Source organism: Pseudomonas sp. RL_5y_Pfl2_69, assembly GCF_963970465.1.
GTDB lineage: Bacteria > Pseudomonadota > Gammaproteobacteria > Pseudomonadales > Pseudomonadaceae > Aquipseudomonas.
Genome location: NZ_CAXAOU010000014.1, coordinates 120,514 through 144,622 on the forward strand (window position 1 = coordinate 120,514; position 24,109 = coordinate 144,622).

The following is a 24,109-nucleotide window of genomic DNA, read 5'->3' on the forward strand; positions in this document are numbered from 1 at the left end:
CCCGGCGATTGACAACTTAGAGCACAAGCTCTAAAAACATTACTGCTCTCCAACGATAAAAACCCATAGAAAAAACGCCTGGAGCAACCATGTCTGTCGACAGTGCCTACGATCACAACGTCTCAGCCCTTCAGGATGAGCTCAATTCACTGCTCGACAAACAGCGTCAGGCCTACGCAGCCCATCCGTTTGCACCTCTTGCGCAACGCCAGCAATGGTTAAAAAGTCTGCGCCGACTGCTCAGTGCCGAGCGTGAAGTCTTGATCGACGCCATCAGTCAGGATTTCAGCCACCGCAGTCCGGACGAAACCTTGTTTGCCGAGCTGATGCCTTGCCTGCACAGCATTGATTACACCCTCAGACACCTCAAGCGCTGGATGAAGCCTTCAACGCGCAGCGTCGGCATGATGTTTGTCCCCGCCAGCGCCAAGGTGGTGTACCAGCCACTGGGCGTGGTCGGAATTATCGTGCCGTGGAACTACCCGCTGTACCTGGCAATTGGCCCTTTGGTCGGGGCATTGGCCGCCGGCAACCGGGTCATGCTCAAGCTCAGCGAGTTCACCCCGGCCACAGGGCGTTTGCTCAAGGATTTGCTGGGGCGCATCTTTCCCGAAGACATGGTGACGGTGGTGCTGGGCGAAGCCGATGTGGCTGTAGCGTTCTCCAGCCTGGGGTTTGATCACTTGCTGTTCACCGGTTCCACCCACGTGGGCAAGCAGGTGATGCGCGCGGCCGCTGAAAACCTGACCCCCGTCACCCTGGAACTGGGCGGCAAATCTCCTGCCATTGTGTCGGCCGATGTACCGCTCAAGGATGCCGCCCAGCGCATCGCCTGGGGCAAGACCCTGAACGCGGGACAAACCTGCATCGCTCCGGATTACGTGCTGGTGCCCCAGGACCGGGTCGACGGTTTTATCGACGCCTACCGCCAGGCGGTCCACAGCTTTTATCCGACCCTGATCGATAACCCGGACTACACCGCAATCATCAACGAACGCCAGGTGGCGCGCCTTGAACGACTGCAAGCCGATGCGACCCTCAAGGGCGCACGCCTGATTCCGTTATATGAACAAGGCCAGGGGCGACGCATGCCCCACGCACTGGTGCTGGAGGTCAGCGACGACATGCAGGTCATGCAGGACGAGATCTTTGGCCCGCTGCTGCCCGTCGTGACCTATACCCATCTCGATCAGGCATTGGCGTACATCAACGCCAGACCTCGCCCCTTGGCGCTTTATTACTTCGGCTACAACAAAGCCGAGCAACAGCGCGTCATCCAGCACACCCACTCGGGCGGTGTCAGCATCAATGAAACACTGCTGCACGTGGCCATCGACGACCTGCCTTTTGGCGGGGTCGGGCACTCGGGCATGGGCCATTACCATGGTCACGAAGGGTTTCTGACCTTCAGCAAGGCCAAAGGGGTCCTGGTCAAACAGCGCTGGAACAGCTCGCTGATGATCTACCCGCCTTACGGCCGGCAGTTGGTGCGCCTGATCCAGAAACTGTTCATCCGCTAGCGGAGCCTTGGCCATGCCTGTACTCAGTGTCGAGAACGCCCTGCTTTCACGTCGCGGGGTCTTGAAGGTCGGTGCATGTGCCAGTGCATTACTGGCGACTGCCGGGCTAAGTGCCAGCCTTAGCGGTTGCTCGGCCAGCAGCAGCGCCAGTGGCTTTGCGGTATTGCGCAGCAGCGACCTGATTTTTTTGCGCGCGCTGATCCCGGTCATGCTCGCTGGCAGCGTGCCTGCGTCCTCAATGCCCGACGCTACGAAGGCCACGCTGAATACTCTGGACGACAACCTCAACCACTTGTCTCCCGCGCTGCTCAGCCTTACCCAACAACTGTTCGACGTGCTGGCCATGCCCATGACACGCGGCCCGTTGACCGGCGTTTGGGGGCACTGGGAAAACGCCAGCCCCGAGCAGATCCGGCACTTTCTCCAGCGCTGGCAAAACAGCAGCCTGGGCTTGCTGAAAATGGGTCATGGCTCGCTGGTGCAGCTGGTCATGATGAGTTGGTACGAGTGCCCGCAATCATGGGCGGCCTGCGGCTACCCGGGTCCGCCAAAAATATAAAAACACTTACGTTCCCGCACTCATCTCGAGTAACCCTGATGCCCGTAACCGATCCGTTTCGCGAAGGCCTGGCCCGAGGCTGGAAAACCCATGATGGCTCGCAACTGGAAGGCGACCTGACACTGGAGGCAGACGTCGCCATTGTCGGCAGCGGTGCAGGCGGCGGCACCACGGCTGAAATCCTCAGCGCAGCGGGCTACAAGGTCCTACTGATCGAAGAAGGACCGCTCAAGACCAGCAGCGATTTCAAGCTGCTCGAGGACGAGGCCTACGCCAGCCTGTATCAGGAAGGTGTGGGGCGCATGAGCAAAGACGGCGCCATCAGCATTCTTCAAGGCCGGGCCGTGGGCGGCACCACGCTGGTGAACTGGACCTCCAGCTTTCGCACCCCGGCGCCCACCCTGGAACACTGGGCCCGCGAGCACGCAGTCGCAGGTCACAGCGAGGAACAGATGGCTCCCTGGTTCGAACACATGGAGCAGCGCCTGGGTGTTGCGCCCTGGCAAGTCCCGCCCAACGCCAACAACGAAGTGATCCGCAACGGCTGCGAAAAGCTCGGCTACAGCTGGCATGTGATCCCCCGCAACGTGCGGGGCTGCTGGAACCTGGGCTATTGCGGCATGGGCTGCCCGACCAACGCCAAACAATCAATGCTGGTCACAACCATTCCCGCGACTCTGGAGAACGGCGGCGAACTGCTGTATCTGGCCCGCGCGTGGCGGTTATCCATCAGTGGCGACCATGTCACCGGCCTGGAGTGCCAGGCAATGGACAGCCGCTGCGTAACCCCCAACGGCCACACGATTACGGTCAAGGCCCGCCACTACGTTCTGGCAGGCGGCGGCATCAATACGCCCGGCCTGCTGATGCGCTCCGACGCACCCGACCCACACAAGCGACTGGGCAAGCGGACATTTCTGCATCTGGTCAACTTCTCCGCAGCGCAATTTCCTACTGCAATCAATCCTTTCTACGGCGCCCCGCAGTCGATTTACTCAGATCACTTTCAATGGAAAGACGGTCCCAAAGGCCCTATGGGCTACAAACTCGAAGTACCACCGCTGCACCCGGCATTGGCCGCCACCTTGTTTTCAGGCTTTGGCCAGAGCAGCGCTGAACAAATGGCCAAACTGCCCACCACCCACATGATGCTGGCGCTGATGCGCGACGGTTTTCATCCTGACAGCCCTGGTGGCAGTGTCGAGTTGCGCAGCGATGACAGCCCGGTGCTCGATTACACCCTCACGCCCTACGGCTGGGAGGGGCTCAAGCGCGCCTTCCACAGCATGGCCGAAATCCAGTTTGCGGCGGGTGCCAGCGCAGTCATGCCATTGCACAGCGATGCGCGCTACATGACACGCCTTCGCGAAACACGTGACCAGATCGACAGTTTGAGCCTTGAGTTGTATCGAACCCGCCTGGCCAGTGCCCATGTGATGGGCGGATGTTCAATGGGTGAAAATCCGCAGATGGCCGTCACCGACAGCCTCGGCCGCCATCATCAATTGCGCAATGTATCGGTCCACGACGGCTCTTTATTCCCCACGAGCATTGGTGCCAACCCACAATTATCGGTGTACGGATTGACGGCTAAACTCGCGACGCAACTGGCCGAACGCCTTAAAAGTTCATGAAAAAGCAGTTAATTCGTCGCGTCTATAGTGCTTTCTTCTTCGAATGGCGACTTGGCCGACCGGTAATGCTGCGATACCATCCGACTCCCCAACGGATTCCCGCCAGGACGACGCGATGAACCGAGTGTTGTACCCAGGTACATTCGACCCTATTACCAAGGGCCATGGCGATCTGGTCGAACGCGCTTCGCGCCTGTTCGATCACGTGATCATTGCTGTCGCTGCCAGCACCAAGAAAAACCCGCTATTCCCACTGGAACAGCGTGTGGAGCTGGCTCGTGAAGTCACCAAACACCTGCCCAATGTTGAGGTGGTCGGTTTCTCGACGCTGCTCGCGCATTTCGCCAAAGAACAGAACGCCAATGTCTTTCTGCGTGGCCTGCGTGCCGTGTCGGACTTCGAATACGAGTTTCAGCTGGCGAACATGAATCGCCAACTGGCCCCCGATGTCGAAAGTCTGTTCCTCACGCCGTCAGAGCGTTATTCGTTCATATCGTCGACGCTGGTGCGCGAAATCGCAGCATTGGGCGGCGATATCAACAAATTCGTACACCCGGCCGTGGCGGATGCCCTGACCGAGCGTTTTCGCAAGAAATAACCACTGAAGCGGCGCCCGCGTGCACTGCGGGCGCCAATGCGGCACAATTGCCGCATTCGATTTCAGTTGCCCGGGCCGACCGCCCCGGCCGGAGTACCCATGTCCCTGATCATCACCGACGATTGCATTAACTGCGACGTCTGCGAACCCGAGTGTCCGAACGCTGCCATTTCCCAGGGCGAAGAGATCTACGTGATCGACCCCAACCTGTGTACCCAGTGCGTTGGCCACTACGACGAACCGCAATGCCAACAGGTTTGCCCGGTTGACTGCATCCCGCTGGATGAAGCCCACCCGGAAACCGAAGAACAGCTGATGGAAAAGTACCGGGCAATTACCGGGAAGGCCTGATTCATCGTCTATGCGATTTGTGTGGGAGCGGGCTTGCTCGCGATAGATTCACTGCGATCGACCCGTTCGACCGAGGTGGTTGCATCGCGAGCAGGCCCGCTCCCACAAGCGTTCAGCGCAGGACTGGTGGCTACGTCTGGCAACGCGGGCAGAACACGCTGGCGCGCTGACCCAGCTTTACATCACGCAGTTCAGTGCCGCAGATCTTGCAGGGCTCATACCCGCGCCCGTACACGAACAGCTCCTGCTGGAAGTAACCGGGCTGGCCATCGCCACCGATAAAGTCGCGCAAGGTCGTGCCACCACGCTCGATGGCGGCGGCCAAAATCCGTTTGATCTCAATCGCCAGCTTCAAATAGCGCGCACGGGAAATACTCTTGGCCTCGCGACGCGGGTCGATCCCGGCAGCAAACAATGCTTCAGTCGCGTAAATATTGCCCACGCCCACCACCACCGCGTTGTCCATGATGAACGGTTTGACCGCCATCGAACGCTTGCGCGACAGCTGAAACAGTCGATCGCCATCAAACAGGTCCGTCAGCGGCTCCGGCCCCAGGCGCACCAGCAGTTCGTGGTTCAGCGGATCCAGACTCCAGAGCATTGCCCCGAACCGGCGCGGGTCGGTGTAACGCAAGGCCAGCCCGGACTCCAGTTCAATGTCCACATGCTCATGTTTGGCAGCGGGCAGGCCCGCCTCCACCAGCCGCAAGTTGCCGGACATGCCCAAATGGCTGATCAGCGTCCCCACTTCGGCGTTGATCAGCAAGTACTTGGCCCGGCGCTCGACCAGCACAATGCGCTGCCCTGACAGCCGTACATCAAGGTCTTCGGGGATCGGCCAGCGCAGACGGCGCTCGCGCACAATCACCCGGCTGACCCGCTGCCCCTCAAGGTGCGGGGCGATGCCACGCTGGGTGGTTTCGACTTCAGGTAATTCAGGCATGGGGGCTCCGTACTCTGGAATAGCTGGCGATTCTAACGGAAATTTCTGCGCGACTAGCTCCGTGATCCGACGCAATGCGGTGAATCAGCCAAGCCTCAAGGTTACGTCTAAGGCTATAATCGCGCCCTTTTCAATACCCGGAGCGACGTCATGTCCCTGCCAAGCCTGCGCCTTAAAGCCAATGCCGATCGACGCCTGCGCGCCGGCCACTTGTGGGTCTACAGCAACGAAATCGATGTAGCCGCCACACCGCTGAACGGTTTTAAGGCCGGCGACCAAGCGGTACTCGAAACCGCCGGCGGCAAGCCGCTGGGCATCGTTGCCATGAGCCCCAACAACCTGATCTGTGCACGCCTGCTGTCACGCGACATCAAGCTGCCATTGGACAAATCGCTGCTGGTTCACCGCCTGAACATGGCCCTGTCCCTGCGCGACCGCCTGTTCGACAAGCCTTACTACCGCCTGGTTTACGGCGATTCAGACCTGCTGCCGGGCCTGGTAGTCGACCGTTTCGGTGACATCCTGGTGGTCCAGCTGGCCTCGGCCACCATGGAACAGCACAAAGACGACGTGATCGCAGCGCTGGTGCAAGTCCTCAAGCCAAGCGGCATCCTGTTCAAGAACGACTCGGCTGCCCGCGACGCTGAAGGCCTTGAGCGCTACGTCGAAACCGTGTTCGGCCTGGTGCCGGAGTGGGTTGCGCTGGAAGAGAACGGCGTCAAGTTCGAAGCGCCGGTCATGACCGGTCAGAAAACCGGCTGGTTCTACGACCACCGCATGAACCGTGCCCGCCTGGCGCCTTACGTCAAAGGCAAAAAGGTCCTGGACCTGTTCAGCTACATCGGTGGCTGGGGCATTCAGGCGGCTGCTTTCGGCGCCAGCGAAGTGACCTGTGTCGACGCTTCATCGTTCGCCCTGGACGGTGTTGAGCGCAACGCGGCCCTGAACGGTTTTGCCGAGCGAGTCACCTGCATGGAAGGCGACGTGTTTGAAGCCCTCAAGGAACTCAAAGCCAACGAAGAGCGTTTCGACGTGATCGTTGCTGATCCGCCGGCCTTCATCAAACGCAAAAAAGACCTGAAAAACGGCGAAGGTGCCTACCGCCGCCTGAATGAGCAAGCCATGCGCCTGCTCACCAAGGACGGGATTCTGGTCAGCGCATCGTGCTCGATGCACCTGCCGGAAGACGACCTGCAGAACATTCTGCTGACCAGCGCCCGTCATCTGGATCGCAACATCCAGCTGCTGGAACGCGGTGGCCAGGGTCCGGATCACCCGGTACACCCGGCCATCAACGAAACACGCTACATCAAGAGCATCACCTGCCGTTTGCTGCCTAACAGCTAAGTAAGGCGGGCATCGCCCCGTAACAGCTGCCGAGGAACGAAGGCAGCTGTTACGGGGGGCTCAGGGCTTGCTAGGCTTCTCCAGCTTCGGCGTCAGCTCAACCTCGCCAATCTGCAATGACTGATAACTCGGTTTCACCACCTTCACATTGCCTTGGCGGATTTTCTCGATCAGTTCCAGCGCGCTCTCATCACCCGCATAAGTACCGGCTCGCCGCCATTTGCCCTGAGCATCACGCTTGAAGAAGTGCAACGGCTCGGACCACTTGTTCTTGGGTAACTGCAACACCTCCGGCTGCCCGTCCTGATCCAGATCCACGGCCCACAGGGCGCAACCTGGCGCCAGGCACAACTGCCCGTCAAACTCCTTGTCCTCAAACTGCTCACTGCCCTCGACCTTGGGCCCGATCCATTCCAGCAACCGTTCCGACCCTCTGGGGCCATTGCCCGTTCCTGCTTCCTTGAGACGTTTCAACAAGACTTGCCGCTTCGGCCCGGTCAGTACCACCCCTTGCTCGACTTGCGCCAACAACGCGTCATACGCCTGCTTGCCCTGTGGCCCCAGACGATTGCGCAAGGTATCAGCATCAAAGGTATCCACCGCAGCCTTGCCGCTGAGCACGCGCTGCACCTGATTGTTCGCGCTCAACTTAAGCGGGCTGAACCACGGCGTATGCAGCCCCAGCAGCAACACCACACACAGCAGCGCAATCAACGGATTACTGGCACGCAAGCTACCCAGCCAGACAGCCTTGGTGGCGAACACGGCCCAAACCGCCGCCAGGCAATGAACAAAAATCATCAGCACCAGCGCCATGGCCAGAATCCGCGACGGGGTCAGGCCGTACTGCTCGATACGCAGCCAGGTCGAATACCCCGCCAACACCACCAGCACCGGCAAGCACAGCAGGCACAGGTCGATTACCCGCACCAGCCAGGCCGGATAACCGCTGCCCTGGCTGCCATCCTGAAATACGCCATTGAGCAAAAACAGACTGACCGCCACCAGCCACAACATGATTGGCGTCGAATAGCCGGTATCCCAGATCGGCTCCAGCCCGGTAAAGGGCAAGGCGAAAGTGAACACAATGACAATCAGCGCACTCAACGGCAGCAGAAAGCGGCACAGCGCCAGCAAAATCCCGCGCAGCTGGCCGACAACCCGCTCTTTTTCGCGGCCCATATGCACGCCAAGGGCAAACACCATCGCCGAGCTGACGCAGATAAACCCATCGGTTGAGAACAGCTTGTTGAGCGTCACGATGCCGAGCATCTTGAACAGCCCGCCCCACAGCAACAGCAATGCCCAGAACACCCCGTTCAACAGCAGGCCCAGCATGACGATAAACACTGTGTCCCAGGCATGGCGGAACAGGTCTTCGTAGCGTGGGTAGCGCCCCTCGCGCGTCGGCCAGCTCAGCATAAAAACCGTGCACACATAAGTAATGACGACGGCGAAGAAGGTCCAACTGCCCACCAGCCAACTGCCTGAGCGCCAATACTCATCGCCGCCCCAAAATACCCAGGCACTGATTGCCGTCATGACTGCCGTAAGCCCGAGCACCAACCCTACAGTGCCGCTCTGACGGATTTTCTCGCCCAGCAGCAACAGGTTGATGCCACCCACCAGCACTGCAGTCATCAGCCCATATTGGACTCCCGGCTCGCCTATGGCGGTGCCCAGCCATAGCAACAGCCCTTGCACCAGGCCGATGACCAGATACGTTTTGACGGATCGATCAAGCGTCAGCATTTGCACTCCTCACCAAAAAACCAATCGCACACTATTGCTTGGTTCCCATTAAATGATCTTGCCACTTTTTAAAAATAGTTCTTTCCCACAGTAAAGTAGGTCCCGCCTTACTAGAACTTATTGCCCCATACATCTTCACGAGTCATTCATTTGTACCTTGGCGTAACTGCCCTGCCCATTCCCTCCGCCCGCCAGCCGTGTAGAATCGACGGATTCATCGCCAATCATCCCCGGCGGGTTTATGAGCTCAGGCCCAGGCGCGCGGCGATCCCGCAGCGTTTAAGGCAGCTAGCTGACACGTAGTCATTTTCTGTGTGGTCTGCCAGTCATTAGAAGCTCACTTCCCTGTTTGTTACCTGATTAGCCGCCCGGAGTTGTTCCATGCCTGACTATCGTTCGAAAACCTCCACCCACGGCCGCAACATGGCCGGTGCCCGCGCTTTGTGGCGCGCCACGGGGATGAAAGATGCCGACTTCAAGAAGCCGATCATCGCCATTGCCAACTCCTTTACCCAGTTCGTACCCGGCCACGTCCACCTGAAGGACATGGGTCAACTGGTTGCCCGCGAGATCGAGCGCGCTGGCGGCGTTGCCAAGGAATTCAACACCATTGCCGTAGACGACGGCATCGCCATGGGCCATGACGGCATGCTGTATTCGCTGCCGAGCCGCGAGATCATCGCCGACTCCGTCGAGTACATGGTCAACGCCCACTGCGCCGACGCCATTGTGTGTATCTCCAACTGCGACAAGATCACCCCTGGCATGTTGATGGCCTCGTTGCGCCTCAACATCCCGGTGATTTTCGTTTCCGGTGGCCCAATGGAAGCGGGCAAGACCAAGCTCGCCAGCCACGGCCTGGACCTGGTAGATGCCATGGTCATCGCGGCCGACTCCAGCGCTTCTGACGAGAAGGTTGCCGAGTACGAGCGCAGCGCTTGCCCTACCTGTGGTTCGTGCTCCGGCATGTTCACCGCCAACTCCATGAACTGCCTGACCGAAGCCCTGGGCCTGGCCCTGCCGGGCAACGGCTCGGCACTGGCGACCCACAGCGACCGCGAGCAACTGTTCCTGCAAGCTGGTCGCACCATCGTAGACCTGTGCCGCCAGTACTACGTCGAGAACGACGAATCGGTACTGCCGCGCAACATCGCCAACTTCAAGGCATTCGAAAACGCCATGACGCTGGACATCGCCATGGGCGGGTCGACCAACACCATCCTGCACTTGCTGGCCGCTGCCCAAGAGGCCGAGATCGACTTCGACCTGAAAGACATCGACCGCCTGTCGCGTCACGTGCCGCAGCTGTGCAAAGTCGCGCCGAACATCCAGAAGTACCACATGGAAGACGTGCACCGCGCCGGCGGCATTTTCTCCATCCTCGGCTCGCTGGCCCGTGGCGGTCTGCTGCACACCGACCTGCCGACCGTACACAGCAAGACCCTGGCCGAAGGCATCGCCAAGTGGGACATCACCCAGACTGACGACGAAGCCGTGCATACCTTCTTCCGTGCAGGCCCGGCCGGTATTCCAACCCAAACCGCGTTCAGCCAGTCGACCCGCTGGGACACCCTGGACGACGACCGTGAAAACGGCTGTATCCGCAGTGTCGAGCATGCCTACTCGCAAGAAGGCGGCCTGGCCGTGCTGTACGGCAACATCGCGCTGGATGGTTGCGTCGTTAAAACGGCGGGCGTAGACGAGTCGATCCACGTGTTCGAAGGCAATGCCAAGATCTTCGAAAGCCAGGACAGCGCCGTGCGCGGCATTCTGGCGGACGAAGTGCAGGCCGGTGACATCGTGATCATCCGCTACGAAGGCCCGAAAGGCGGCCCGGGCATGCAAGAGATGCTTTACCCGACGTCCTACCTGAAATCCAAAGGCCTGGGCAAAGCTTGCGCCCTGCTCACCGATGGCCGCTTCTCGGGCGGTACTTCGGGCCTGTCCATCGGCCATGCTTCGCCGGAAGCGGCGGCTGGCGGCGCGATCGGTCTGGTGCAGGACGGCGACAAAGTGCTGATCGACATTCCAAACCGCTCGATCAACCTGCTGATCAGCGACGAAGAAATGGCGACACGCCGTGCCGCACAAGACAAGAAAGGCTGGAAGCCGGTTGAAGTGCGTCCGCGCAAAGTCACCACCGCCCTCAAGGCCTACGCCCTGCTGGCCACCAGCGCCGACAAGGGCGCGGTGCGTGACAAAGCATTGCTGGACAAGCTGGTGCCGTAAGCCACCCTGCAACAACAAAAATCCCGGCCAGGTGCCGGGATTTTTTATGGGCAACATAACCACCCGTGTGGGAGCGGGCTTGCCCGCGATGGCATCGCCGTGGTCATGCAGGCAGACCGCGCCGCCTGCATCGCGAGCAAGCCCGCTCCCACAGGAATTACTGGATCTGGTCAGGCTTGACGATCACCCAGTTCTTGTCCGCCGTCACCGGCAAACCTTCCTTGGCCTGGGCCGCTGCGTTTTTGGCCATCATGCCTTCCAGCTGCGCCATGTATTTGTCCTTGCGGTTGACCCACAGGTGAATCCCGCCCTTGGCGACGTCAACCCCGTGAAACAACATGTAGCCATCACTGGACGGCGTATCACCGCCCACCAGCACCGGTTTTTTCCATTGATCGATATAGGTCAGGATCGCCGCTTGCTTGCCCGCCATCCACGTCGCCGGAGTCCACAGGTAAGGCGTCAGTTCCAGCCCAAGGTTGGCTTTTTCGTTATAGGTGCCCGCACTGATCTGCTTGCGTGCCGTGGTCAGCTCCCCGGTTTTACGGTCCTTGAGCAAGGTGGTCACGCCAATCACGTTCTGCGGCTTGACGTTGTAACCGTACTTGGGATCGGCCGCCACCATGCGCACCAGCTCTTCCGAGGCGGCCGTCATCACGTAGACCTCGATGCCGTTTTCCATCAGTTTGTTGAACAGCTCGACCTGACCGGTAAACACCTTGGGCGGCTGAACCTCTGAGGTCTTGACCACATCACCCTCGAAATAAGTCACCGGCACCGGCTTGCCCGACGCCATCAACTCATCCACGTAACCCTTTAGCTGTTGCAGGGTGAAACCGGAAAACACCTGGGCCACCCACGGGTAGCAGACCATGTCGTCGATTTCACACAGGCGATAGTAGTAACTGAACAGGCTTTCCTTGTGGTCAGCGGTGTCTTTGAACGGGATCAGTTTGAGTGACGGGTCCAGGCTTTCACGGGTGATCAGGCCCTTGTTCTCCATGTAAGGCAGCAGGGCCTCTTCCAGATCGTTGCGATAGCTGGTGTTGTCCATGTCAAAGACCGCGAAGTTACCCTTGTTCGCGTTGGCGGCGATCATGGCCTCCAGTTGCCTGGCCTGGTCAGCGGGCCAGTGTTTCAGTTCTGTGGCCAGTGCCTGGCCCGTCAGGCCCAGACACAGGGTTGCAGCGATCAACTTGGCGGTCAGTTTCATCAGCTATGCTCCACGTCAAAGGCATCGAAGCTAACAAACCTGTGTGACAATTTTTGATTCGGACACGACGGCTATCGTCGTGAATGCGCCACCGCCTTATTCCAAAAACGAAGGTTGTCATTCCACAACGGTATATTTCCTGTTATTTCAAACTGTTACGATTTCCGGTTCGCAATAGCTGCATACAAATACTGATACACGTCGTCCCCTCGGAGTTTTCATGAATTTCCCGCTGATCCTCAATCTGCTGGTGTTCCTCGCGTTGCTGTTTGGCCTGTCGCTGACCCGCCACACCGCGTGGAGCCTGGCTAAAAAAGTCTTGCTGGCACTGGTTCTCGGCGTGGTCTTCGGTCTGTGCCTGCACATGACCTACGGTGCTGATAGCCCTACCCTGAAAACGTCCATCGGCTGGTTCGATCTGGTAGGCAGCGGCTACGTGCAACTGCTGCAAATGATCGTGATCCCGCTGGTTTTCGCATCGATCCTCAGCGCTGTGGCCCGACTGCATAACGCCTCATCCCTGGGCAAGATCAGCTTCCTGACCATCGGCACGCTGCTGTTCACCACCATGATCGCAGCGCTGGTGGGCATCGGCCTGACCAACCTGTTCGGCCTGACCGCCGATGGCCTGGTGGCGGGCGCGGCTGAAATGAGCCGCCTGCAAGTGATCCAGAGCGACTACGTGGGCAAGGTGTCGGACCTGAACGTGCCGCAGTTGCTGCTGTCGTTTATCCCGCAGAACCCGTTTGCCGACCTGGCACGAGCCAAGCCGACCTCGATCATCAGCGTGGTGATTTTCGCTGCATTCCTGGGTATTGCTGCACTGCAGCTGTTCAAGGATGAACCGGAAAAAGGCGGCAAGATCCTCAGCGCCATCGACACCCTGCAAGCCTGGGTGATGCGCCTGGTGCGCCTGGTGATGAAACTGACCCCGTATGGTGTTCTGGCCCTGATGACCAAAGTGGTCGCCATGTCCAACGTGCAAGACATCATCAAACTGGGCAGCTTTGTGGTGGTGTCCTACATCGCCCTGGCCCTGATGTTCGTGATTCATGGCGTGATCCTGTCGGTATCCGGCGTTAACCCGCTGCGCTTTTTCCGCAAGGTATGGCCAGTACTGACGTTTGCTTTCACCAGCCGTTCGAGCGCGGCCAGCATCCCGCTGAGCATTGAAGCGCAAACCCGTCGCCTGGGGATTCCATCTTCCATCGCCAGCTTTGCCGCCTCGTTTGGCGCCACCATTGGCCAGAACGGCTGTGCCGGCTTGTACCCGGCCATGTTGGCGGTGATGGTTGCCCCGACCGTTGGCATCAACCCGCTGGACCCGGTGTGGATCGCGTCGCTGGTAGCGATTGTGACCTTGAGTTCAGTGGGTGTGGCCGGTGTGGGCGGTGGTGCGACCTTCGCGGCACTGATCGTATTGCCCGCGATGGGCTTGCCGGTATCGCTGGTGGCGTTGCTGATTTCGGTTGAGCCACTGATCGACATGGGCCGCACGGCGCTGAACGTCAGCGGTTCGATGGTCGCCGGTACGGTGACCAGCCAGATTCTGCACCAGACCGACAAGGCCATTCTGGCTGAAGACGACCATGGTGATCTGGCGCACGCGTAACACCTGACTGACCCCGCGCCCACGCTTGTGGGAGCGGGCTTGCTCGCGATTCAGGCAACGCGGTTTGTCTGTACCAACGCGGTGATGCAATCGCGAGCAAGCCAGGTCCACAGGGTAATGGGTTGCCTTAAACCCTTTCCCACACCTCAAAGCTGAACGCCGGCTTGTCATCCGCGGCGGCATGCAGCTCTTCTGACACCCGCTTCCATTGCGCCTGATCAAACTCAGGGAACCACGCATCGCCTTCCGGGCTCATCCCCACCCGCGTCAGGTACAACCGGTCGGCATCCGCCATGCCCTGGGTGTACAGCTGCGCGCCGCCAATCAACATGACTTCGCTTACGCCCTGCTCGGTTGCCCACTGCTCGGCACGCTCAACCGCGGCTTCAAGTGATGCAAACACCTCGGCACCTTCGAGCTGCAAATCGGTCTGACGACTGACCACCAGGTTCAATCGACCCGGCAACGGGCGCCCCAGGGAATCCCAGGTTTTGCGACCCATGATGATCGGCTTGCCCAGGGTGGTGGCCTTGAAGTATTTGAAATCCGCAGGCAAATGCCACGGCATGCTGTTGTCGACGCCGATCACGCGGTTTTCAGCGAGTGCCGCGATCAGGCTTAGGGGGAGTGATTTTTTCATGGCGCCGAGGATACCAGAGCGACCTGCGCCGACAGTACCCCGCCTGACTAACAGCGGTTATGCTCCTTGTTCACTTGAATGGAATGTCGCGTGACTCAACTTTCCCCATTACAACGCCTCTGGTTGACCGAGACCGTACGCCTGCGCGAAGAACACGCAGGCCCGCTGGACGACCTGGAAGCCAATCGCCGTGCCCGAACCACGGCTGGCGACTTATCCACACGCCTGCAAAACCGTGCCCTGTGGCTGGCCGAACGCGATGGTTTGCTCAGTGCCATGCAGCACTGGCTGCAAGGCGCCCGGCTGGCGTTGCTGGTGCTGGCCGTGCTGGCCGTGATCAGCGGCGCCGGCCTTGCATTTGCGGCACTGGGCGACGGGCAAACCCCGGTCAATGTGTTCTGGGCACTGGGCAGCCTGCTGGGGCTCAACCTGATACTGCTTCTGAGCTGGGCAACCGGCCTGCTGTTTGCCGGTGAACACGGCGCCAGCCTCGGCCGCCTGTGGCTGTGGCTCAGTGAAAAACTCGCCCGTGACGCCAAGGCCGCGCAATTGGCCCCCGCGTTACTGCTGTTGCTGCAACGGCGCAAACTCAATCGCTGGGCGCTCGGCACACTGGTCAATGGCCTGTGGCTGCTGGCAATGCTCAGCGCGCTGGTGATGATGCTGTTGCTTATGGCCACCCGCCGCTACGGGTTTATCTGGGAGACCACGATTCTGGGCGCCGACGTCTTTGTCGCCGCCACCCGCGCCCTTGGCGCATTGCCCAACTGGCTGGGCATGAGCGTGCCGACCGTAGAGATGATCCGCATCAGCAACGACACCAGCCTCTACAACAACGAACTGGTGCGTCAGGCCTGGGCGGTCTGGCTGGTTGGCGTGGTACTGATTTACGGCGTACTGCCGCGCCTGCTTCTGGCAGCCTTGTGCCTGTGGCGCTGGAAAACCGGGCGCAACGCTCTGGAGCTGGATCTCAACCTGCCCGGCTACAGCCAGTTGCGCGAACGGCTGATGCCCAGCAGCGAACGCCTGGGCGTCAACGACATCGCCCCCGAGCAATTGCACAGCGTGCAGGGCGGGCACAGCGACCTGCACACCGATGGCGCATTGATCGTGGCCATTGAACTGGACGACCAGCATCCGTGGCCACCCACCTTGCCGCCCACGGTCAAGGATGCGGGCATACTCGACAGCCGCGAGTCCCGGCAAAAACTGCTCGAACAAATGACCCGCTTCCCTCCGGCCCGGCTTGCCATCGCTTGCGACCCGCGGCGCTCGCCGGACCGCGGCAGCCTGGCGCTGATCGGCGAACTGGCCCGCAGTGCCAGCGAGACCCGCGTGTGGCTGCTGCAAGCCCCGCCCGGCCAGGCGCTGGATGCCGACCGCCTGGGCGACTGGCACACTGCGCTGCAGCAACTGGGGCTGCCGTTCGCCGCCAGTGCCCCCTTGAACTGGCTGGAGACAGGCCATGACTAAGCCACTGACGCTGGCCGTAGTCGGCCACACCAATGTCGGCAAAACCTCTTTGCTGCGCACCCTGACCCGGGATGTCGGCTTTGGCGAGGTGTCCCATCGTCCCAGTACCACGCGCCATGTCGAAGGTGCACGATTGTCGGTAGACGGCGAGCCCCTGCTGGAGCTTTACGACACCCCGGGGCTTGAAGATGCCATCGCCCTGCTCGACTACCTTGAGCGCCTCGACCACCCCGGCGAACGCCTTGATGGCCCGGCGCGGGTGGCCCGGTTTCTTGAAGGCAGCGAGGCACGCCAGCGTTTTGAGCAGGAGGCCAAGGTACTGCGCCAACTGCTGGCGTCCGACGCAGGGTTGTATGTGATCGACGCCCGCGAGCCGGTCCTGGCCAAATACCGCGACGAACTCAGTGTGCTGGCCAGTTGCGGCAAGCCGCTGCTGCCGGTGCTCAATTTTGTCAGCAGCCCGCAGCACCGCGAGCCTGAATGGCGCGAAGCCCTGGCACGCCTTGGTTTGCATGCTCTGGTGCGGTTTGACAGCGTGGCCCCGCCCGAAGATGGCGAGCGCCGCTTGTATGAAAGCCTGGCCCTGCTGCTGGAGCATTCACGGGAGGCGTTGCAGCGCCTGATTTCAGACCAGGAGGCTCAACGAGAAGCCCGCAAGCACAGTGCGCTGCGCTTGATCGCCGAGTTGCTGATCGACTGCGCCGCGTGCCGTCGTAGCGTGATCAGCGAAAAAGCCGCCGAACAACAGGCCATCCAGCAACTGCGCGAAGCCATCCGCCAGCGTGAGCAGCGCTGCGTTGAAGCCATGCTCAAACTGTATGGCTTTCGTACCAGCGATGCGGCGGCCAGTGATTTGCCGTTGCTTGACGGGCGCTGGGGCGATGACTTGTTCAACCCCGAGACCCTCAAGCAACTGGGTGTGCGGGTCGGTAGCGGGATTGCTGCAGGCGCGGCGGCCGGGGCCGGTGTGGACCTGATGGTCGGCGGCCTGACCCTGGGTGCGGCCGCACTGGCCGGCGCCATTGCCGGCGGTGCGCTGCAGACCGCACGCAGCTATGGCAGCCGCTTGCTGGGCAAACTAAAGGGCCAGCGTGAATTGACCGTGGACGACAGCGTGTTGCGCCTGCTGGCCTTGCGCCAACGGCAATTGCTGCACGCCCTCAATGCCCGCGGGCATGCCGCTGTCGACAGCATCAAGGTCGCCACCCCACAGGACAAAACCTGGCGCGAGGGCAAATTGCCCGAAGCCCTGAACAAAGCCCGTGCGCACCCACAATGGTCGTCCCTGAACCCCCATCCGAAGTTGAACCAGGCCGAGCGCCAGGAGCAGATCAAGTGGCTGACCACACACATCTGAAGACATTTTCTGTGGGAGCGGGCTTGCTCGCGATGGCATCACCGTGGTCATGCAGGTAGACCACATCGCCTGCATCGCGAGCAAGCCCGCTCCCACAAGAGTTTGTCTTTAACTGTTCAGCAGGCGGATGGCCTTGTCCTTAAGCATTTGCAGGTCAATGATGGGGACATGCTCTTGTTTGGCCTGCTCATCCCAGACCCGCATGCGCAGGCTCAACGCACACAGCGGATCTTGCTCGAATGCATCCGCCTCGGCCTCGCTCATCACCCCGCCCTGATACCCCAGCGTGCGAATGCTGGCCTCGCTCAGCAAGTCGTAATACCCCGGCTGGCGCAAGGTCAGGTAGCGCTTGGCCTGTACGTGGTATTCCACCAGCTTGGCCACCCGCTCGCTGAAACCTGCACGGCGCAAATAATTGGCGCCCACCCGTTCATGGCTGACCACGCCATAGCCATCCATGTTCTTTGCATCATTGACGCAGAAGTGGCCAATATCGTGAAAGAACGCCGCCAATACCACTTCATCGTCACAGCCTTCGGCCAACGCTAACTGTGCGGCCTGGGACATATGCTCGATCTGGGACACCGGCTCGCCGATGTAATCGTCAGTACCGTATTGCCGATACAAGCCAAACACCTCTTCAACCACTTGCTGCGCAGCTGTCATCACATGTTCTCCAGCATCCGGGCGATATTGCCCTCGGCCATCGCCGGGCCCACGCTCATGCCCACGCCGGTGTGCATCAGCGCCGCATTCAGCCCCGGCTCCACCTCCAGCCAGGTGAACGGCTTGGCCCCTTTTGCCCCATAGACACCCTGCCAACGCTCAACCACCCGGACTTCACAGCCCAGGGTTTCCTCGCACAGCTGCAGCATCCAGTTATCAACCTGTTCACCGTTAAAGGGTGTCGGATCCCGGCTGTAATCGTGAGAATCACCGACAATCAAGTCACCGTAGGGCGTTGGGCTGATCAGCAGATGTATGCCGTGCTGATCCAGATGGGGACTGCCTCGCAGGATTTCGTCCTGCACCGCCGCTGCTTCTGGCAAGTCGGCAAAGGCACCGTAATGCACACAGCTGAGCCCGGTCAGCAGGGCGTGTTGCAACTTCAAATCGACCTTGGGTCTCACACGCAGCATTTGCAGGCGGCAAATCTGCGGGTTGAGCCGGGCCAGCGGCTCGGCCAGTAAAGTCAGGTAATCGTGCCCCGAACACACAATCACCTGCGAGCCCTTGAAACTGCCCGCTGTGGTGTGGACTTGGCCGGGCTCGACCTCGCGTACCAGGGTCGAAAAATGAAACTCGACCCCCAGGTCACGCTGCAGATACGCAATCAATGCCGGGATCGCCTCCCGGGAATAGACCTGCTGATCGTCCAGACCATGCAATGCAGCACGGTGATGGCTGAATTGACCGCCGTACAGCGCGTCCAGGTCTGCGCCGCGCAACAGTTCGGCACGATAGCCGAATTCACGAGCGCGGCCTTGGCAAAAGGCGTCCAGCAGGTGCTCTTCGGCTTCGGTGCGGGCGAACAGGTATGAGCCATTACGCTTGAGCTCGAAACCTGCACGCTGCGCCCAGTCGGCCCAGACAGGGCGACTGGCCCGGGCCAGATCGAGCATTACGCCAGGCGGTTGGCCAGTGACCAGGGCCTGGCCAAAGTTGCGCACCGAAGCGCCCAAGGGCGTAGCCGTACGCTCGAATACGCGCACCTTGAGCCCGCGTCTTGCAGCGGCGTAGGCGTGGGACAAGCCCAGAATGCCAGCGCCGACGATAAGGATTGGTTGAGTCATCACGATGTCCTGAAGGGCAACTTCACTTCCCTTGTGGGAGCGGGCTTGCTCGCGATACAAACGCCGCGTTGCGGCTATCCAATCGCGGGCAAGCCCGCCCCCACAGGTCTTTTGTGGCTACAAAACTACTGCGCCGCTTTCTCGGACTTGCCGTCATAGCGTTTGCGCCACTCGGCCAGGATGCTGTCGCGGTTCTGCGAGGCCCAGGCGAAGTCGTTCTTGATCAGGCGCTGCTCGTAGTCGGCTGGCAGTTCGGTCTGTGGCTTGGCAATGCCGGGTTGGGCGAGGACGGCGAAGTTCTCTTTATAAAGCTCCATCGCTGCGGGGCTGGCGGAGAAGTCAGCCAGCTTTTTGGCGGCTTCTTCGTGGGGCGTCCCCTTGATCACGGCAGTGGCTTCGATTTCCCAACCCAGTCCTTCTTTTGGCAACACGATGTCCAGCGGGGCACCCTGGCGCTTGAGCTGTACCGCCGGATATTCAAACGAAATACCGATCGGGAATTCCCCCGAAGCGGCCAACTTGCAGGGTTTGGAGCCGGAGTGAACGTACTGGCCGATGTTCTGGTGCAGGTCGTCCATGTACTGCCAACCCTGCTTCTCGCCAAAGGTCTGCAACCACGCGCTCACGTCCAGAAAACCGGTACCGGATGAAGCCGGGTTGGGCATGACGATCTTGCCCTTGTACTCGGGCTTGGTCAGGTCTTGCCAGCTCACCGGCTTGGTCAGGCCCTGTTTCTCGGCTTCGATGGTGTTGAAGCAAATGGTCGCAGCCCACACGTCCATCCCCACCCAGGCAGGCGGATTGGCCGCATCGCGGTAGTTGACGCCAATCTTGGCCAGATCCTTGGGCGCGTAGCTTTGCAGCATGCCTTGCTGATCCAGGATCGCCAGGCTGGACGCAGCCAGGCCCCATACGGCATCGGCTTGCGGGCGGGCTTTTTCAGCCAGCAGTTTGGCCGTGATGATGCCCGTGGAATCGCGCACCCACTTGATCTCAACGTCCGGGTTGGCCTTCTCGAAAGCCTGCTTATAGGTCTTGAGCTGCTCGGCTTCGAGGGCCGTGTATACGGTCAGCTCGGTTTTGGCAGCAAACGCATTGAAGCTAAAAGCGGTGAGGACAGCAGCGGCAAGAGCAAGTGGCTTGAACATGGTGCGGTTCCTTTATGGTTGTAGGGGCAGGGTTGTGTGGGCACGCATCATTGCGCAGGAGCGCCCTGGCGCCAGGCCTGGGAGCGACTCAGCAAGCCGCGCGAAGCCCGGGCCAGCAGCAGGGACACACCCGCCGAGGTGAACAGGATCAGGGTCGACATGGCCGCCGCGCCGCCCACGTTGCCGGCGTCGTCCATGTTCAGCACCGCCACCGCTGCAAGGATGGTGTCGGGGCTGTAGAGGAAGATCGCCGCCGACACGGTGGTCATCGCCGAGACAAACAGGTAGCGGATGATGTCCAGCAGCGCTGGCAGGCAGATCGGCACGGTGACGCGCCAGTAATGGCGGTACAGCGGCGCTTTCAGCGACAGCGCGGCCGCTTCGAATTCGCCGTCGAGCTGGCGCAGCGCAGTGGTGGCGGTCATTTGTGCGGTGGTCAAATAATGAGCAATGGTGCACACCACCAGCAGGGTCATGGTGCCGTAGAGCACGTGAAGCGGGTTGCCGGGCAAATTGAAAAAGAACACGTAGCCCAGGCCAAGCACCAGGCCGGGCACCGCCATCGGCACGAAGCTGAGCATGCGCAGGGCCAGGGTCAGTCCCTTCTGGCCCCTGGTTTTCTCCATCAGGTAGGCACCGGTGAAGATGACTGCACTGCCGATCAAGGCCGTGCACAGCGCCATCGTCACGCTGTTGCGATAGGCCAGCCAGCCGCCGCCGGCCGTGTCGCCGAACTGGTAGTGCTTGAGCGACAACGACAGGTTGTACGGCCAGAACGTGACCAGCGACGAGTACACGGCCATGCCGAACACCAGCAGCAGGATGGCGCAAATCAGCAGCACGATGGCCAGGTAGCAGCGGTCACGCACCTTGGAAGGCACGGGCTTGAACACTTGGGCGCGGCCGCTCATGGCGTCGCCGTGTTGGCGGCGCAGCCAGGCATCGACCCCGAAGCTGAACAGCGCAGGCAGCAACAAGACCATGCCGATCAGGGCACCGCGACCGAATTGCTGCTGACCGACCACGGCCTTGTAGGCTTCCAGCGCCAGCACTTGATAGTCACCGCCCACCACCACAGGCACCCCGAAGTCAGTGATGGTCAGGGTGAACACCAGGCAGAACGCTGCGAACACCGCCTGCCGGGTGCCCGGCCAGGTGATGCTGCGAAAGGCTTTGAATGGCCCGGCGCCCATGCTCGATGCCGCATCAAACAAACGTGCATCGGCCAGCGACAAGGCCGACAGCAAAATCATCAACGCGTGGGGGAAGGTATAAATCACTTCGCCGAGCACGATTCCCCAGAAGCCGTAGATGTTGTCCGAAATCAGCCCGCGCAACATGCCCTGATTACCGAACAGGTAGACCAGCGCAATGCCCGGCAACATCGACGGAGCCATCAGCGGCAACAGGGACATGCCGCGCCAGATGGGTTTGCCGGGAATCAGGGTGCGTTGCAGGGCGTAGGCAAACAGGTAGGCCAGCGGTACGACAATGGCCGCTACGCTGAGCGCCACTTTGAGGCTATTGCCCACCAGCCAGTGGAAATTATCGCTGGTGACCAGCTCCCGAGCGGCAACCCAACCACCGCCCTGCCCCTCTTCGGCGCTCAAGCCGCGCCAGAAGATCGCCAGCAACGGCATCAGCACGGCAACCCCCAGCAGCAGCAGTAAAAGCAGTTTGCCGCCGACTACAAACATGCGGTCGCCGAGCTCAGCGCGGGTAGTTTTGCGGGGCAGGTTGCCGGGCAGTGGCAGGGCCATATCAGCAGCCATCTCAGGCAAACACCTGCAAGCTGCCCGGAGGCAGGGCGACGAAAATGTCCGGGGCGCCAAGGCGCGGCAAGTCCTGGCTGCCGACTTCGGCAGTCAGCGCATGGCCCGGCAAGTGGTTGAGTTCAAAACTCATGCGGCAACGATTGCCCAGAAAGGTGATTTCTCGCACCCGCGCCGGGAACAGGTTTTCCTGATGCAGCACCGGGTTCACGCTGATGGCTTCAGGGCGACAAAACAGGCGGCCCGAGGCGGCACGTCCGGCATCGTCTGCCAGGCGCATGTTCATCCCGCCGACCTGGGCGTGGCTGGCGCTGTTGCGCTGGAACGGCAGCCAGTTGCCCTGCCCCACAAACTCGGCCACGAACGGGGTGGCCGGTTTGTCGTAGATTTCCTGCGGGGTGGCGTATTGCTCGACCTTACCGTTGTTCATCACGGCAATGCGGTCGGCCATCAACATGGCCTCGTCCTGGTTGTGCGTCACCATCAGCGTAGTGATGCCCAGGCTGCGCTGGAGTTGGCGCAGTTCGGTACACAAGTGCTCACGCACACGGGCATCCAGTGCCGACATCGGCTCGTCGAGCAACAGTAAGGACGGCGAAGGAGCCAGGGCGCGGGCCAGGGCAACGCGCTGTTGCTGACCGCCCGACAACTGCCCCGGGTATTTCTTTTCGCTGCCGGTCAGGCCCACCAGTTCGAGCATGTCGCCAACGCGCTTGCGCACCACATCACGATTGCTGCCCGCCAGGCCATAAGCGATGTTGGCTTCAACGGTCAGATTGGGAAACAAGGCGTAGGACTGAAACAGAATCCCGTAGTCACGGGCTTGCGGTGCCAGCTCGGACACATCGCGATCACCCAGATACAGCGCGCCGTCGTCCTGGCGTTCAAGCCCCGCAATGCACCGCAGCAGCGTGGTCTTGCCGCAACCTGACGGCCCGAGCAGGCACACCAGTTCGCCTGCGGCCACCTCCAGCGAGACGCTGTCCAGCGCGGTAAAGGCGCCAAAGCGTTTGCTGACATTGCGCACCCTCATCGGTACGCCGGGTTGGGTCAAAGCGGTTGCGTTCGAGCTGTTCATGGATGCACCTCATCAAGCAGATGGGGGTCATCCTAGAGACGCAATGCGTACAGGATATGGCAGCAAGGCCAAAGCTGCCGATAGTGGTATTGGTGGATTTGGGTATGGGTGCAGGGTCATTGTGGGAGCGGGCTTGCTCGCGATGGCCTTACCGCGTTTTGCCTGACAGGCCGCATCGTCTGCATCGCGAGCAAGCCCGCTCCCACAGTGGTTGTGGTCAGGCCGGGGCCATTTCTTGCGCCAGCCCCAGAAAAGCCGCTGGCAAACGCGCCGATTTACGCTCTTTGAGGCAGTACAGGTATTCGTGGATGACCGGCGCATGTTCCAGGGTCAGCACCCGAAGCTGCGGGTCGTGGGGCACTTCTTGCCGGGCAATGATGCTGATGCCGATGTTGCGCAGCACCGCCTCGCGGATCGATTCCCGGCTACCGATTTCCAGCAGCGGGCCAAAGCTGACACCGGCGCTTTCAAGCAGTTCTTCCGTCAACTTGCGCGTGGTCGAACCCTGTTCGCGCATCAACAGACAATGCCCGGCCAGCGCACTCAACGGCACGTGCTCAAGGTTGGCCAGCGGGTGATTGCGATGCACCGCCAGCACCAGCGGATCGGCGCCGAGTACGCGGCGAATCAGGCGCGGGTCTTCGAGTAATTGCGACGAGGCCGCAATGTCGACCCGGTATTCATCCAGCGCTTCAAGCACCTGCTGGGAATTGCCGATGTCCACCGACACTTCGATCTGCGGCAAGCGTTCGCGAAAGGCCTTCACCAGATCGAGGATGTAATACGGTGCCGTGGCGGCGATACGCAAGGTGCCGTTGCCCTGGCCGCTGTTGCGCAAAAAGAACTCGATGTCGGCTTCTTGCTGCAGCAGCGCCTTGACCATCGGCAGCAGACGCACGCCCTCATCGCTGAGTGTCAGGCGCCGGCCGCCACGGTAGAACAGCTCCACGGCGTACTGGCTTTCGAGGTTACGGATCTGCGTGGTCACAGTCGGCTGGCTAAGCCCGAGCTTTTTTGCGGCCTGAGTAATGCTGCCCAACTGGGCCACCCGGTAAAACGCTTTCAGCTCGGCACTCAGCACAGCGGCCTC

At 60.7% G+C, this 24,109-nt stretch carries 20 protein-coding genes; 10 read left to right on the forward strand and 10 right to left on the reverse strand.

The features are described from left to right. Positions 1-89: 89 nt before the first annotated feature. The 5 genes from AACY07_RS21170 (at position 90) to AACY07_RS21190 (ending at position 4,662) form a co-directional block, all read left to right on the forward strand. Complete coding sequence (locus AACY07_RS21170; RefSeq protein WP_339477312.1) at positions 90-1,520, forward strand: coniferyl aldehyde dehydrogenase; 1,431 nt, start codon at positions 90-92, stop codon at positions 1,518-1,520. Between the two features lie 13 nt (positions 1,521-1,533). Continuing rightward, positions 1,534-2,079 (forward strand): twin-arginine translocation pathway signal protein, encoded by a 546-nt coding sequence (locus AACY07_RS21175; protein ID WP_339477313.1) that lies wholly within the window; start codon positions 1,534-1,536, stop codon positions 2,077-2,079. A gap of 38 nt (positions 2,080-2,117) precedes the next feature. Next, positions 2,118-3,713, forward strand: a complete 1,596-nt coding sequence (locus AACY07_RS21180; RefSeq protein ID WP_133075146.1) for a GMC family oxidoreductase — start codon at positions 2,118-2,120, stop codon at positions 3,711-3,713. Between the two features lie 115 nt (positions 3,714-3,828). After that, on the forward strand, positions 3,829-4,311 hold the full coding sequence (gene coaD, locus AACY07_RS21185) for a pantetheine-phosphate adenylyltransferase (protein ID WP_004419754.1): 483 nt from the start codon (positions 3,829-3,831) through the stop codon (positions 4,309-4,311). Between the two features lie 99 nt (positions 4,312-4,410). Next, positions 4,411-4,662, forward strand: a complete 252-nt coding sequence (locus tag AACY07_RS21190; RefSeq protein ID WP_016782613.1) for a YfhL family 4Fe-4S dicluster ferredoxin — start codon at positions 4,411-4,413, stop codon at positions 4,660-4,662. 130 nt (positions 4,663-4,792) lie between these two features. Here AACY07_RS21190 and mutM read toward each other — a convergent pair whose 3' ends face one another. Beyond that, positions 4,793-5,605: a bifunctional DNA-formamidopyrimidine glycosylase/DNA-(apurinic or apyrimidinic site) lyase gene (gene mutM, locus AACY07_RS21195; RefSeq protein WP_339477315.1), complete on the reverse strand. Its 813-nt coding sequence runs from the start codon at positions 5,603-5,605 to the stop codon at positions 4,793-4,795. 150 nt (positions 5,606-5,755) lie between these two features. Here mutM and AACY07_RS21200 point away from each other — a divergent pair, with 150 nt between their 5' ends. Continuing rightward, positions 5,756-6,952, forward strand: coding sequence for a class I SAM-dependent rRNA methyltransferase (locus tag AACY07_RS21200; protein WP_019828076.1), 1,197 nt, complete (start codon positions 5,756-5,758; stop codon positions 6,950-6,952). Positions 6,953-7,012: 60 nt separating this feature from the next. Here the strand turns inward: AACY07_RS21200 and AACY07_RS21205 are convergent, their stop codons facing one another. Beyond that, complete coding sequence (locus AACY07_RS21205; protein WP_339477316.1) at positions 7,013-8,704, reverse strand: DUF4153 domain-containing protein; 1,692 nt, start codon at positions 8,702-8,704, stop codon at positions 7,013-7,015. A gap of 381 nt (positions 8,705-9,085) precedes the next feature. Here AACY07_RS21205 and ilvD point away from each other — a divergent pair, with 381 nt between their 5' ends. Then, entirely contained in the window at positions 9,086-10,933 is a 1,848-nt protein-coding gene (gene ilvD / locus AACY07_RS21210; protein WP_133075143.1) for a dihydroxy-acid dehydratase, read from the forward strand. Positions 10,934-11,090: 157 nt separating this feature from the next. Here the strand turns inward: ilvD and AACY07_RS21215 are convergent, their stop codons facing one another. Next, positions 11,091-12,146, reverse strand: coding sequence for a haloacid dehalogenase-like hydrolase (locus tag AACY07_RS21215; protein WP_219262677.1), 1,056 nt, complete (start codon positions 12,144-12,146; stop codon positions 11,091-11,093). 220 nt (positions 12,147-12,366) lie between these two features. Here AACY07_RS21215 and AACY07_RS21220 point away from each other — a divergent pair, with 220 nt between their 5' ends. After that, positions 12,367-13,758, forward strand: a complete 1,392-nt coding sequence (locus AACY07_RS21220; RefSeq protein ID WP_133075141.1) for an L-cystine transporter — start codon at positions 12,367-12,369, stop codon at positions 13,756-13,758. Positions 13,759-13,885: 127 nt separating this feature from the next. On the opposite strand, the gene AACY07_RS21225 is transcribed toward AACY07_RS21220, so the two are convergent. Beyond that, entirely contained in the window at positions 13,886-14,398 is a 513-nt protein-coding gene (locus tag AACY07_RS21225; protein ID WP_339477317.1) for a dihydrofolate reductase, read from the reverse strand. A 90-nt stretch (positions 14,399-14,488) separates the two neighbouring features. On the opposite strand from AACY07_RS21225, the gene AACY07_RS21230 reads away from it, so the two are divergent. Together AACY07_RS21230 and AACY07_RS21235 are read left to right on the forward strand one after the other, a co-directional pair. Beyond that, the gene (locus AACY07_RS21230) at positions 14,489-15,871 is read left to right on the forward strand and encodes a DUF2868 domain-containing protein (protein ID WP_339477318.1); all 1,383 of its coding nucleotides are present in this window, start codon (positions 14,489-14,491) and stop codon (positions 15,869-15,871) included. After that, complete coding sequence (locus AACY07_RS21235) at positions 15,864-17,228, forward strand: GTPase/DUF3482 domain-containing protein (RefSeq protein ID WP_339477319.1); 1,365 nt, start codon at positions 15,864-15,866, stop codon at positions 17,226-17,228. Before AACY07_RS21230 ends, AACY07_RS21235 begins: the two co-directional genes overlap by 8 nt. Before the next feature lie 108 nt (positions 17,229-17,336). On the opposite strand, the gene AACY07_RS21240 is transcribed toward AACY07_RS21235, so the two are convergent. The 6 genes from AACY07_RS21240 to AACY07_RS21265 all read right to left on the reverse strand — a co-directional run bounded on the left by AACY07_RS21240 (position 17,337) and on the right by AACY07_RS21265 (position 24,100). Further along, on the reverse strand, positions 17,337-17,894 hold the full coding sequence (locus tag AACY07_RS21240) for a phosphonate degradation HD-domain oxygenase (protein ID WP_339477320.1): 558 nt from the start codon (positions 17,892-17,894) through the stop codon (positions 17,337-17,339). Next, positions 17,894-19,021, reverse strand: coding sequence for a TIGR03364 family FAD-dependent oxidoreductase (locus tag AACY07_RS21245; RefSeq protein ID WP_339477321.1), 1,128 nt, complete (start codon positions 19,019-19,021; stop codon positions 17,894-17,896). Before AACY07_RS21245 ends, AACY07_RS21240 begins: the two co-directional genes overlap by 1 nt. A 125-nt stretch (positions 19,022-19,146) precedes the next feature. After that, positions 19,147-20,169 (reverse strand): putative 2-aminoethylphosphonate ABC transporter substrate-binding protein, encoded by a 1,023-nt coding sequence (locus AACY07_RS21250; RefSeq protein ID WP_133075135.1) that lies wholly within the window; start codon positions 20,167-20,169, stop codon positions 19,147-19,149. Positions 20,170-20,216: 47 nt separating this feature from the next. Then, entirely contained in the window at positions 20,217-21,941 is a 1,725-nt protein-coding gene (locus AACY07_RS21255; RefSeq protein ID WP_339477322.1) for a putative 2-aminoethylphosphonate ABC transporter permease subunit, read from the reverse strand. Between the two features lies 1 nt (position 21,942). Next, positions 21,943-23,019, reverse strand: a complete 1,077-nt coding sequence (locus AACY07_RS21260; RefSeq protein ID WP_133075133.1) for a putative 2-aminoethylphosphonate ABC transporter ATP-binding protein — start codon at positions 23,017-23,019, stop codon at positions 21,943-21,945. A gap of 217 nt (positions 23,020-23,236) precedes the next feature. Beyond that, positions 23,237-24,100, reverse strand: a complete 864-nt coding sequence (locus AACY07_RS21265) for a LysR family transcriptional regulator (protein WP_339477323.1) — start codon at positions 24,098-24,100, stop codon at positions 23,237-23,239. Positions 24,101-24,109 lie beyond the last annotated feature (9 nt).

What these genes read in the sequence shown, in the direction of transcription:
- AACY07_RS21215 (WP_219262677.1), bottom strand. Translation starts at nt 12,146, where the DNA reads ATGAAACTGACCGCCAAGTTGATCGCTGCAACCCTGTGTCTGGGCCTG.
- AACY07_RS21245 (WP_339477321.1), bottom strand. Translation starts at nt 19,021, where the DNA reads ATGACTCAACCAATCCTTATCGTCGGCGCTGGCATTCTGGGCTTGTCC.
- AACY07_RS21250 (WP_133075135.1), bottom strand. Translation starts at nt 20,169, where the DNA reads ATGTTCAAGCCACTTGCTCTTGCCGCTGCTGTCCTCACCGCTTTTAGC.
- AACY07_RS21175 (WP_339477313.1), top strand. Translation starts at nt 1,534, where the DNA reads ATGCCTGTACTCAGTGTCGAGAACGCCCTGCTTTCACGTCGCGGGGTC.
- AACY07_RS21190 (WP_016782613.1), top strand. Translation starts at nt 4,411, where the DNA reads ATGTCCCTGATCATCACCGACGATTGCATTAACTGCGACGTCTGCGAA.
- coaD (WP_004419754.1), top strand. Translation starts at nt 3,829, where the DNA reads ATGAACCGAGTGTTGTACCCAGGTACATTCGACCCTATTACCAAGGGC.
- AACY07_RS21180 (WP_133075146.1), top strand. Translation starts at nt 2,118, where the DNA reads ATGCCCGTAACCGATCCGTTTCGCGAAGGCCTGGCCCGAGGCTGGAAA.
- AACY07_RS21205 (WP_339477316.1), bottom strand. Translation starts at nt 8,704, where the DNA reads ATGCTGACGCTTGATCGATCCGTCAAAACGTATCTGGTCATCGGCCTG.
- AACY07_RS21200 (WP_019828076.1), top strand. Translation starts at nt 5,756, where the DNA reads ATGTCCCTGCCAAGCCTGCGCCTTAAAGCCAATGCCGATCGACGCCTG.
- AACY07_RS21260 (WP_133075133.1), bottom strand. Translation starts at nt 23,019, where the DNA reads ATGAACAGCTCGAACGCAACCGCTTTGACCCAACCCGGCGTACCGATG.
- AACY07_RS21170 (WP_339477312.1), top strand. Translation starts at nt 90, where the DNA reads ATGTCTGTCGACAGTGCCTACGATCACAACGTCTCAGCCCTTCAGGAT.
- mutM (WP_339477315.1), bottom strand. Translation starts at nt 5,605, where the DNA reads ATGCCTGAATTACCTGAAGTCGAAACCACCCAGCGTGGCATCGCCCCG.
- AACY07_RS21255 (WP_339477322.1), bottom strand. Translation starts at nt 21,941, where the DNA reads ATGGCTGCTGATATGGCCCTGCCACTGCCCGGCAACCTGCCCCGCAAA.
- AACY07_RS21235 (WP_339477319.1), top strand. Translation starts at nt 15,864, where the DNA reads ATGACTAAGCCACTGACGCTGGCCGTAGTCGGCCACACCAATGTCGGC.
- AACY07_RS21240 (WP_339477320.1), bottom strand. Translation starts at nt 17,894, where the DNA reads ATGACAGCTGCGCAGCAAGTGGTTGAAGAGGTGTTTGGCTTGTATCGG.
- AACY07_RS21220 (WP_133075141.1), top strand. Translation starts at nt 12,367, where the DNA reads ATGAATTTCCCGCTGATCCTCAATCTGCTGGTGTTCCTCGCGTTGCTG.
- ilvD (WP_133075143.1), top strand. Translation starts at nt 9,086, where the DNA reads ATGCCTGACTATCGTTCGAAAACCTCCACCCACGGCCGCAACATGGCC.
- AACY07_RS21225 (WP_339477317.1), bottom strand. Translation starts at nt 14,398, where the DNA reads ATGAAAAAATCACTCCCCCTAAGCCTGATCGCGGCACTCGCTGAAAAC.